Annotated in this window: 9 protein-coding genes; 5 read left to right on the plus strand and 4 right to left on the minus strand. The window is 41.7% G+C overall.

What is annotated here, in order from left to right:
- The first annotated feature begins 122 nt into the window (after window positions 1-122).
- From FTU36_RS12255 to FTU36_RS12270, 4 genes are all read left to right on the plus strand, one after another.
- Window positions 123-1,253, plus strand: coding sequence for a porin (locus tag FTU36_RS12255; RefSeq protein ID WP_180118081.1), 1,131 nt, complete (start codon window positions 123-125; stop codon window positions 1,251-1,253).
- Between the two features lie 140 nt (window positions 1,254-1,393).
- Window positions 1,394-3,064: a phosphoethanolamine transferase gene (locus FTU36_RS12260; RefSeq protein WP_180118083.1), complete on the plus strand. Its 1,671-nt coding sequence runs from the start codon at window positions 1,394-1,396 to the stop codon at window positions 3,062-3,064.
- Window positions 3,065-3,068: 4 nt separating this feature from the next.
- Window positions 3,069-3,737, plus strand: a complete 669-nt coding sequence (locus tag FTU36_RS12265; RefSeq protein WP_078189962.1) for a response regulator transcription factor — start codon at window positions 3,069-3,071, stop codon at window positions 3,735-3,737.
- Between the two features lie 19 nt (window positions 3,738-3,756).
- On the plus strand, window positions 3,757-5,076 hold the full coding sequence (locus tag FTU36_RS12270; protein ID WP_180118085.1) for an ATP-binding protein: 1,320 nt from the start codon (window positions 3,757-3,759) through the stop codon (window positions 5,074-5,076).
- A 46-nt stretch (window positions 5,077-5,122) separates the two neighbouring features.
- Here the strand turns inward: FTU36_RS12270 and FTU36_RS12275 are convergent, their stop codons facing one another.
- Entirely contained in the window at window positions 5,123-5,830 is a 708-nt protein-coding gene (locus FTU36_RS12275; RefSeq protein ID WP_180010090.1) for a phosphatase PAP2 family protein, read from the minus strand.
- 172 nt (window positions 5,831-6,002) lie between these two features.
- Between FTU36_RS12275 and FTU36_RS12280 the strand changes: the two genes are divergently transcribed.
- The gene (locus FTU36_RS12280; RefSeq protein WP_180118087.1) at window positions 6,003-6,701 is read left to right on the plus strand and encodes an HAD family hydrolase; all 699 of its coding nucleotides are present in this window, start codon (window positions 6,003-6,005) and stop codon (window positions 6,699-6,701) included.
- A gap of 77 nt (window positions 6,702-6,778) precedes the next feature.
- On the opposite strand, the gene FTU36_RS12285 is transcribed toward FTU36_RS12280, so the two are convergent.
- The 3 genes from FTU36_RS12285 to dhaK form a co-directional block, all read right to left on the minus strand.
- Window positions 6,779-7,966, minus strand: coding sequence for an ammonium transporter (locus FTU36_RS12285; protein ID WP_180118089.1), 1,188 nt, complete (start codon window positions 7,964-7,966; stop codon window positions 6,779-6,781).
- 602 nt (window positions 7,967-8,568) lie between these two features.
- Window positions 8,569-9,246 (minus strand): DUF421 domain-containing protein, encoded by a 678-nt coding sequence (locus FTU36_RS12290; RefSeq protein ID WP_180118091.1) that lies wholly within the window; start codon window positions 9,244-9,246, stop codon window positions 8,569-8,571.
- A 224-nt stretch (window positions 9,247-9,470) separates the two neighbouring features.
- Entirely contained in the window at window positions 9,471-11,201 is a 1,731-nt protein-coding gene (gene dhaK / locus FTU36_RS12295; protein ID WP_180118093.1) for a dihydroxyacetone kinase subunit DhaK, read from the minus strand.
- Window positions 11,202-11,551: the final 350 nt, after the last annotated feature.

Genomic DNA, 11,551 nt, shown 5'->3' on the forward strand with positions numbered 1-11,551 from the left:
GATTTTGGTTGTTTTTTATCAGCTAAAGCACTAAAAGAGCAATGCAAATATTATTTTAATAATTTTGTAATATGTTTCGCGTGTGTAATATCTGTTACAAAATAATTTAAGGAAAATTTTTGATGAAAACTAAGTTAGCAGCGGCTATCGCATTGAGCCTTTTGGCTGGGTCAACCTTTGCAGCACCAACCTTCTACGGTGAAATTGATGCGTCAGTTGATTATTTACCTGAAGATAATAAAACGGGTGTTTCAGATAAAGATGTCGTTGAAATCAGTTCAAACAGTTCTTTCTTGGGTTTAAAGGGCGATGAAAAACTGACAGACCGTTTAAGCGCAGTTTATGCAATTGAATGGGCATTTAACTCAGACGGCGAAGGCGATGACTGGTCTAAGCGTAACCGCTTCGTTGGTTTGAAAGATGCGAAACTTGGTACATTGAAAGTTGGTGCACACGATACCCCATTAAAACAATTGTCTAGTCCGGTTGATACATTCAACAACTACGTGGGTAACCGTGCTGATGTTACAGGCATCATGACTGGCGAAAACCGTGTAGATAACGTTGTTGTCTATGAATCACCAGCATTTAAAATTGCTGAAGGTGCAATTAAAGTTAATGCATTGCTTGCAACAGGTGAATCTTCAGGAATCAAGAGCGACAAAGGTGTAGTAAAAACTGCAGGTCGTGGTCTTGGCGATGCTTGGTCGGCGTCTGTTGTCTATGACAGCCCCGTTGTTGTCGCAGGTTTAGCCTATGACAAAGCCATTCCATCGAACTTTGGTGGCGTAGGGATCTTAAATGCAAGTGCGCCTGAGGTGCATCCTGCATTAGATAAAGATGGAAAAGTAACTTCAGTATTTGCTGCAGCAAATACTGTTCGTGCGATCGGTCGTGTAAATCTTGAGGGTGGTTTGGCACTCAAAGCACTGTATCAAACATCAGAGGTTGAGGCTGCTAAAGGTAATGATGTTGCAGCAGCAAATATTGATGATGCTCAAGGTTGGTTAGTCGGTGCAGAATACAATCTACCTTCTGCAAAAGCTTGGACAGTAAAAGCACAATATAGTCAAAATACCACGACCTATAAAGTGGGTGAGGATTATGAAGCTCAGCAATTCATTGCAGGTGCAGATTATGCATTTAGCAAACAAGTGAAAGCTTATGGTTATGCAGGTTACTTAGCACTTGAACAAGGTTCTAATGAAAGCGAACAACCTGTTCTAGGTACAGGTCTAGAATTTAAATTCTAAGACATTGATTTAAGTTGTTCAAAAGGCGATGTTTTACATCGCCTTTTTTGATTTTTCTTGCTTGGTTTTGATCAGTTTTAAGTGATTTTTAAGCTTGAATTTTTAGATTAGGGCATCAAAGATCAATAATTGATGCCAATATGCTTCAGGTCATAGCTAAAATACAGCAAAAAATTCCAAGACTTAGTTTAAGTCAATTTAACCTCGTGCTTGCCTTATGGCTTGGGGCGGTTTTGAACCTTGCGTTTTATCAGCAAATCCAGCAGCTCACACCTTATACGGGGCTGAAGGCCGGACTATTCTTAGCGGCAACCGTACTGGTGGTGGTGGCACTTTATAATGTGCTGATGCAACTCCTGCAATGGCGATGGAATTCAAAACTTTTGGCGAGTATTTTGCTGATCATTGGTGGCTTGAGTGCTTATTTCGTCAATAGTTTAGGCGTGACCATTACATCTGACCAAGTGCAGAACATGATGCAAACAGATGTAAAGGAAGTACAGGATTTAATCTCGCCACAATTTTTTATTTGGGTCTTTGGACTGGTTATTTTGCCACTGCTATTGATCTGGCTTTTGCCACTGCAAAAAGAAGCCCTAAGCACGGTCGTAGCCAAAAAGGGTCTACATATAGTGCTATCGCTCACCCTCATGGGTGCTTTGCTGTTTGTTTATTTTGTTGATTATGCAGCGATCTTTCGTGAGCATCGTGACTTAAAAGGCATGCTCTCACCACAAAACAGTATCGCTTCGACATTTTCCTATTATCACAAAAAAGCACCGAAACAGAATTTGCCATTGCTGAGCTATGGTGAAGATGCACATATGGTTGAAAACGTAAGCGCCAAAAGCTTACCAAAATTGATGGTCTTAGTGGTTGGTGAAACTGCGCGCGCGGAAAGTTTTTCACTCAATGGTTATGCTAAAAATACCAATCCTGAACTCAGTCAGCAAAATATTATCAATTTTAGCCAAGTCAGCTCATGTGGCACCGCAACCGCTGTGTCTGTTCCTTGTATGTTCTCGGGTATGCCGAGAACCGAATATGATGAACAGCTTGCAAGTCATCGCGAAGGTTTACTCGATATTGCACAGCGTGCAGGCTATAAGGTGACGTGGCTAGATAATAATTCAGGCTGTAAGGGCACATGCACACGTGTTGAAAAATATGAATTTCCTGAAGCGCTGAAGAAAAAGTGGTGTGATGCCGATGGCGAATGTCATGATGAAATCTTAGTGGATGGTTTGAAGGCATATTTGGCTTCGATCCCCAAAGCAGATCCAACTCCCCGTTTGATTGTATTACACCAAATGGGCAGTCATGGCCCTGCTTATTTCAAACGAAGTACCGCAGCGTTTCAAAAATTTAAGCCAACCTGTAATAGCAATGCCATACAGGGATGTAGCTCTATAGAATTAATAAATAGTTATGACAACAGTATTATCTATACCGACCATGTGCTGAGTGAATTGATTAACACCTTAAAAGTGACTGACCACTATCAAACAGGACTGTGGTATTTGTCCGATCATGGCGAGTCGACAGGTGAGCATGGCTTATATTTACACGGTTCTCCATACGCAATTGCACCGTCACAGCAAACCCATGTACCGATGTTGATGTGGTTTTCACCGGCGTGGCAAAAAAATAATTCAGCGCAATATACTTGTTTAATGGCACAAAAAAGCCAAAAATTAAGTCAGGATAATCTATTTCCATCGCTATTAAGTTTGCTCGATGTGCAGACTCAAGTGATTGATGAAAAAAACAATATGTTGCAACAATGTACTTCAGTACAGCGCAGGACTTAAGCCCATGCACAAAATACTTATTATTGAAGATGATTTCATGATTGCCGAATCGACTAAAACCTTGTTGAACTATCAACAGTTTGAAGTCGAGTGGGTGAATAATGGTATCGATGGCTTAAAGCTCATAATGCAAGGGGGGATTGATATCGTCTTGCTAGATCTGGGTTTGCCGATGATGGATGGTATGCAAGTCCTGAAACAAATTCGTCAAATGCAGCCCAAATTGCCGGTATTAATCATCTCCGCACGTGATCAATTACAAAATCGTGTAGATGGATTAAACCATGGGGCAGATGACTATCTAATTAAACCTTATGAGTTTGATGAATTACTTGCACGGATTCATGCGCTCCTTCGACGCACAGGGCTAAGTTCAGTCGAAGCACCACAGAAAATTTTAAAACATGGGGAATTGATTTTAGATATCGAACAGCATCTTGCACGCTATAAGGGGCAATATGTCGATTTATCTAACCGTGAATGGGCCATATTGATTCCACTGGTAACGCATCCAAATAAGATTTTTTCGAAAGCCAATTTAGAAGATAAGCTTTATGATTTTGATAGTGATATCAGCAGTAATACTATTGAAGTGTATGTGCATCATCTCAGAACAAAATTAGACAAAGATTTTATTCGCACCATTCGTGGTTTAGGTTATCGACTCGGTTAAGGCAAAGGAATTATCGACCATGCAGCAGCCTTATTCTCTGAAAAAGAGACTAATTATTTATGTTTCTGTTTTCAGTATGCTTTTGGGCTGTCTTTTGGTGTTTTCAGCTTATCGAATTGCACTTGAAGAAATTAATGAAATTTTAGATGCGCAAATGCAAAATTTGGCGGAACGTGTTGCAGAGCATGATCCGCAGCCCATTCGCAGTGAATTTGATCAACATAAGCGTTATCACGAAGAAGATTTATTTGTCGATGTATGGACTTATCAATCTAATGCGCATCAAACCCATCAATTAAAATTATTGGTCGCGCCTCAGCCCAAAGCCGGTTTTTATACCCACAGAACCCAACAGGATGAGTGGCATACCTATATTTTGCCACTCGCAGATCGGCAAATTCAGGTCAGTCAGCAAGAATCGGTTCGACAGCATCTTGCTGCTGAATTGGCCAGTAGTATGTTTATTCCCTATTTGGTTTTCATACCTTTTGCATTAATCGCTTTGGGATGGTTGATTCAACGCAGCTTAAACCCACTGGGAAAATTTAAAAAAGAACTGGCAAAACGGGATGCCTTTGAACTTTCTCCAATCTCTCAAATGCCGTATCCAGAGGAAATTGCGCCGACCATTATTGAAATGAACCAGTTGTTTGAACGAATTTCGTTGTCGCAGCAGGAACAGCGCCAGTTTATTGCTGACGCAGCGCATGAGTTACGGACCCCGATTACCGCACTGAATTTGCAAATGCAGATTTTGCTACAAAAATTTCCACAAGATGACGCTCTACAAAATTTGAGTAAAGGTTTAATTCGTATTCAGCATTTGGTCAGTCAATTATTGAGTTTGGCAAAACAAGACGCCTCGGTCTTTGAACTTGAGCGCAAACAACATTTTGATCTTAAGCAAGTCGCAACCAATTGCGTGGAGCAACTGGTGCATTTGGCCATGCAAAAAGATATTGACCTTGGCATGGAGCAACAACAAAGCATTGCCTTATATAGTCTTGAGCCAACGGTACATTCAATCATTTTTAATTTGATTGATAACGCCATCAAATATACCCCTGCACAGGGCATGATTAATGTCTCCGTCTTTGAACATGCGGGGCAGGCGGTTGTACAGGTTGAAGATAGTGGGCCTGGTATCGACCCTGCTTTATATGAGCAAATTCGAAAACGCTTTTATCGAATTTATAATCATGAAGAAATTGGAAGTGGTTTAGGGCTAGCGATCGTGGATAAAGCCGCAAAACATATCGGTGCGGATTTGGAATTTTCTAAAAGTGAAACATTGGGTGGTCTGAAAGTGAGTTTACAGATCCCATTTAGTGAATCATGAGTGACTCAATCATTTTCGGATCAAGCTCAATTTAGATACTTAAAGATTAGATCCATGTAAATGCTTTGCTGTTTTGCTGCGTAGTTGATGTAGTGAGATGGCGAGAAAACAACACATACATGACACAATTAAATGCCCAAATGATCCATGTGGTCCAAAGGTTATGACTCAGAAAATGCGCACCCCGCATCATTTGCGCCCAGCCAAAAGCAAATCCTAAAATCAGCCCAGCAGATAAAAAGAAGTAAGCACGGGCAGGTCGATGTATTCGATAAACAAAATATCCCGTAATTAGGGCAAAACCAGTCGCAGCATGGCCACCGGGGAAGCAGTGTCCTTGGCGTGCTGAAAAATCCCAAGAAAAGCCTTGGGCTGTGGCGACGGTCATATTCCAAGGGCAGGCATGCGCAGATTGTGATTTGAGCAAACCAATAATTGCCGTGCTGAGTAGAGCCACTACGATAAAATAACCGAATTCAAACTTGCGTGCTTTCAGATGAGGATATTTAAAACTGCATATCCATGCTGCGATATAGAGAACATAAACGCCTATGACGATATTCTTGATATAGCGATGGTTCAGCACAGCAAGTGCCCAATCATTACGATGAGGAAAACCACCATGTAGGTCGACCCAAGGCTGAATAAAAGCTTGGTCGAGCGAACCACCGACGGGAAAAACATAAAGGAGGCCAACCAAACTGAGTGTGAGCAGCAGCGCTTGTCGTAATAAAAAGGAACGGTTCGAGAGCATAAGTCGTGTGATGTGCTGAAATTATTTTGTTTGAATGCTGCTATTTGAAACCACAAAACTTAAATCAGACTTAATCGGCTATTTGAACTGTATTGATATCGATAGTGAAGAAGGTGCATAAAGCAAAACGGGCATTGTGTTAAAGTTTTTGAAAACTCAGTAATAAAGATTTATGAGCATACGTGCAGTCCTTTTTGATTTAGATAATACTTTGACTCATCGAGATCACAGCGTTCAGGCCTATACGCAGTATTTAGCCGAGTCTTATCAGTCGACGCTGGTGGCGGTAGACCTTGTACAGATTAAACGTATTATTAATCGTATAGATAATGGGGGATATCCGAAAAAAGAATTCCTTACTCATCCCAGTATTGGGGCATCTGTCGCTTATGCTCTACAAACGGAGCTGGATTGGATACATCAACCCGATTTTGATGAGCTCACACAATTTTGGTTTCAGCACTTTGGTCAGTTCGCCGTGGCGATGCCGGGAGCATTGACCTTGCTGCAGCAACTAAAACAACAGCAGTATAAATTGGCTGTGGTGTCAAATGGAGGACATGCCACACGCCTGAACATATTAAATGGACTGGGATTTGCATCGTATTTTGATCAGATCATTAGCTCGGAAAGTGCAGGGATCAGTAAGCCCAAAGTTGAAATATTTCAGCATAGTTGTCGTGAGTTGGGCGTGACAGAAACCGAGTGTTTATTTATTGGTGATCATCCTGTCAATGATATTTATGGTGCGAGCCAAGCAGGGATGTCTGCTGTTTTGTTAGAAGGCTTTCATCCATTAAGTGTAGAACAACAGCACAGCATTCCGAATAAAATTCAGCATTTGGATCAAGTCTTAAATTTTCTGAAATAAGGATTTCTAATAATAGAGCTTTGAGTGCATTTCAGGGTTAAAAAAAGCGGCTTAAAAGCCGCTTTAGATTGTGTTGTTTAGAACATGTTTTCTTCAGAGTTTGCTGAAATGCGGTGAATACTTAAGTCTGCACCACGGAATTCTTCTTCTTGATCTAGGCGAATGCCCATTGTGACTTTGAGTAGACCATAAACGATGAAACCACCTGCCAATGCAATCACGATCGCGAGCAGCGTACCGATACATTGGGAGATCATTGAAATACCGCCTAAACCGCCCAACCATTTTTGTCCAAATACACCCACCGCAATACCACCGAAAGCACCACATACACCATGTAGTGGCCATACGCCAAGTACATCATCGACTTTGAGTTTGTTTTGAGTGTATGTAAATAGTTTGACAAAGATCAGACCTGCGATAGCGCCGATAATTAACGCACCGACAGGATGAACTACATCTGAGCCTGCACAGATTGCAACCAAACCTGCTAAGGGACCGTTATGTAAGAAACCGGGGTCATTTTTACCCATAAAGTTTGCTGCAAGCGTGCCGCCCACCATTGCCATGAGAGAGTTAATTGCAACCAGTCCTGAAATGGCATCTAAACGTTGCGCACTCATCACGTTAAAGCCAAACCAGCCGACGATTAAAATCCAAGAACCTAAGGCAAGGAATGGAATACTTGAAGGGGGGTGAGCGCTGATACGACCGTCTTTTTTATAGCGTCCATGACGTGCGCCAAGTAAAAGTACTGCAGCTAAAGCGATCCAACCGCCCATCGCATGTACCACGACCGAACCTGCAAAATCATGAAATGCTGCGCCAAATGTGCGTTCTAACCATGCTTGTAGCCCAAAATTACCATTCCATGCCATGCCTTCAAAGAATGGATAGACCAAAGCGACCAATAATAATGTGGCAATCGCTTGAGTCCGCATTTTTGCACGTTCAGCAATACCACCTGAAATAATCGCTGGAATGGCTGCGGCAAAAGTCAGCAGGAAGAAACAACGCATTAAGTTGTAGCCATGATCGGCTGCTAAAGTGTCCCCAATATGAAAAAAGTGCTGACCATAAGAGATGTAATAACCCACAAAAAAGTATGCAATTGCGGAAATAGAAAAGTCAGTCAAAATTTTACTCAGCGCATTGACCTGATTTTTATGTCGTACTGTACCCAATTCTAAAAATGCAAAGCCAGCATGCATGGCAAGAACCAAGACTGCACCAAGAAGGAGAAAGAAGAGATCTATATTTTGCATAAGGTGTTCCAGTTTAGTGCGCTAGTTCACGAAAAGAAGTTCAGTATATCGAGCGGAATAATTTCGAAAAGAGGAGTGAGAGAGGGAAATTTTGATTAAAAAAACTAAAAAATGTAGAAGACTCGATATAAAGCAAAGACTTGCATGAGTATGATAATAATGCGCTAAAATGGTGCAATGGCGTTTTGCAATGAGAAAATTAAATGAATGATTATTAAGTGAAAAACTATGTTTTTTGAATCTGTTTAAAAAATGAAAAACAAATAGCGCCATTTCTGAGTTAATTCAGGGCAGTCCATTATTTTGTATTTTTATCTGATTGATAGATGTTAGCGCGATAATGGAACTGAAAATTGACGAATGATACATTTTTGGGAGTCTGTCTGAGCATCTTGTGGTCTTCAAAAGATGAAAGCTGGATGGCTTGCCTGAACTGAAATGATGCACAGATATTAACCAATGAAATCTCTGCTGCTGCACTTTTAGATGGCGAATAAAACATTCAAGGGTGGGTCTGTGGTGATGGTCGTTGGATCTGACTGTATTTTGATGACGTGTTTAATTGAAGCGGCAAAGAATTTTAAAGTTTTAGCCTTGAATGCTTAAGCTAAACGCTGTGTATTAATCGCTTCAGCCCAGTCACAACATCCGCAGCGCGGGCAGGTATCCTGAGCACCGTGAATGTACATGGTTTTGCCACAGTGCGTACAGGCATACAGCTGATGCATTTTGATATCTCGAACCGCTTTATAGGGTTTCGGAAATAGTGGCAGTCCATAACGCACTTGTTCAGGTGGATAAAACAAAATACTAAATTTTCCATCACTTTCTAATAAACCAACTCGAACTTGTCCAAGATGCTCCACATTTTGCTGACGCATTTCAGAGAAGAATTCATCATGTGACATTTTACCTTGTTTAATCTTTTCTAAAACCAATTCACCATCTTCAACAATGTAGAGGGCTTTGCCTTCAATTAAATCTTCAAAGGGTTGGTATTTCATCATGAGCCAAGTGATTACGCGGTATAAACCAATCACTACCGTCATCACAATGAGCGCTTGTAAGAGGGGGAGTTCCTCTTCAAACATCGGGTCGCCTGCAATTGAACCCAAAGCAAGGAGGATGGCAACTTCAAAGATGGATAACTGACGCACGCCGCGTTTGCCTGTTAGGCGTAAGAATACGATGATTAAAACGAACATAATGACGCTACGCAAAATCACTTCGGCAGCAAAAATCCATGTAGTGTCATGGATGAATATTTGATTTAAATCCATGTCTCATCCTTTTTTATCGTTATATGTTTTAACTTAGCAAAGCGCTAGGCGATAAAGCAGCTCAATTGTGTTAATTTTTAAGCATTATCTGAAAATGGATTTCATGCTAACGGTATTGTATGCATGAGATATTTGATGAAAAAAAGTGCTTTAAAATAGCCATAAAAAAAGCACCGACGAATCGATGCTTTTGATGTGGTCTGGCAATTTTTAAAGATGCTCAGTTATTTAATATGTTCTGCAATATCCGTAAAGATTACACCTAAACCATGTGCGCCAGCATCTGGATAGCCAAGACTACGGTCGCCTACAGTTCCCGCACGTCCCATACGCGCTACGATCTCTTTGGTATTTTCAGCGCCTTGAACCGCCGCTTTTGCACCAAGTACAAAGTTTTCTTTAAAGGATTTATCGGTATGGGCAGACCAAGAATCTGCGCAAGGTACAAGTGCATCAATCAGGGTTTTATCACCCACCACTGCGCCGCGTCCAAATGAACGCTCACCTGTGGTTTGAATGCCTTTGACCGCTGCTTGCAGCATCTCGGCAAAATCAGCGACAGTTAAAACTGATTTGCCTTGAATTGATTTCGCTGCTGCACGGAATGCTGAACCCCAGATTGGGCCAGACGCGCCACCACAATGTTCCATAATGATCATTGAGCAGTTCAGCATGAATTCATCCATCTGCTGCGCTTGAATCAGACTTTGCCATTCACGTTTTAATTGCTTAAAGCCTTTCGCCACGCTCATACCGAAGTCGCCGTCACCAGCATGCGCGTCCAGCTCACAGAATGGCACTTCATTTCTAATGATACAGGCAGACATCACATCCACCACATAACGCATGTTTTCGATGGTGAATTGCTCATTGCTAATCACCGCATGTTCAGGCTGTGTTTCAACTTGGGTGTTTACTACAGCTTCGGCTGAAGCATCTTTGGATACAAAAGTTAAAGGCTGTGCTGCTGAACCATCCATTTTAAATGCAGGGGTATTGGCTGCTGCATCGAGGTAGGTTTTCAATTCATCATCGACAGCAAGCAAGGACACAGATGCACCATTCATGTCGATACTGGTCATATAGTTGCCGACAAATGTGCAGTAAATTTTGATGCCTTTACGTGCAAGGTGTTCGCATACATCATGGTTAAAGACATACAACTCTTGCAGCGGTGTGCTACCAAAGCCATTGACCAAGACTGCAACTTCTTTCATGTCTGGGCGGTCAAGGAACAGGTCATCCACGATGCGCTGTGCCATTTTTTTGGATGGCAAGATTTTTTCACGACGGATACCGGGTTCACCGTGAATGCCGACGCCATATTCCATTTCGTCATCAGCCAAAGTAAACGTTGGCGTGCCTTTGGCTGGAACAGTACATGAGCTATAAGCAAAACCAAGGCTAATGACGTTGTCCGCAGCTTTTTGAGCAATCGCTTTTACGTCTGCAAGTTCTAAGCCTTTTGATGCTGCTGCGCCTGCAATCTTATGTACAAATACTGTGCCTGCAACACCACGACGACCGACTGTATATAGGCTGTCTTTAACCGCAATGTCATCTGCCACTTTTACATAGTCAACTTTAATGCCGTCTTCAGTCGCAAGGGCTGCCCCATTCTGGAAATTCATCATATCGCCAGAATAGTTTTTGATGATCATCAGCACGCCTTTGTCAGTTGCGACTTGCTGTAAGGCTTTATAAACCTGAATTTGCGACGGAGATGCAAATACGTCGCCGCACACAGCAGCGTCTAACATGCCTGTGCCTACAAAGCCTGCATGGGCAGGTTCGTGACCGCTACCACCACCACTGATAAGTGCCACGTTTTGGTGTTTTTCTTTACGTGTAATGATTTTGTGCGACTCGTTAAATGCGAGTTCTGGATGGGCAAGAACAAAGCCTTTGCACATTTCAACAACCAGATTTTCAGGGTTGTTCATGAGTTTTTTCATTGATGCACCAATGGGTTGGGTTATGAATTTGGGGGAGATTTAAAGGTGATTATTATAAGGAAATTGGAGTGGTGTCTGAAATAAAAGTGTAAAAAAGGGCATTTAAAAAGCATATCTCCAAATTAATAGACCTCTCCCTAACCCTCTCCTAAGAGGAGAGGGAATGTCAATTATTGAATTTATAGTGGTTTTGAATTCACAATGAATGCTCCCTCTCCCTTTGGGCATAGGTATCTACACAAATCCCAAGTTTTGGGTTAAATTGAAGAGCATGCTCTTCAATTTAATATCTCCCATCTTGATACACGTCTCGTCAGACGATACAACGCCCTCGTAAAGCTTAATATGAA

It is taken from the genome of Acinetobacter sp. YH12096 (assembly GCF_013419215.1).
Taxonomy (GTDB): domain Bacteria; phylum Pseudomonadota; class Gammaproteobacteria; order Pseudomonadales; family Moraxellaceae; genus Acinetobacter; species Acinetobacter amyesii.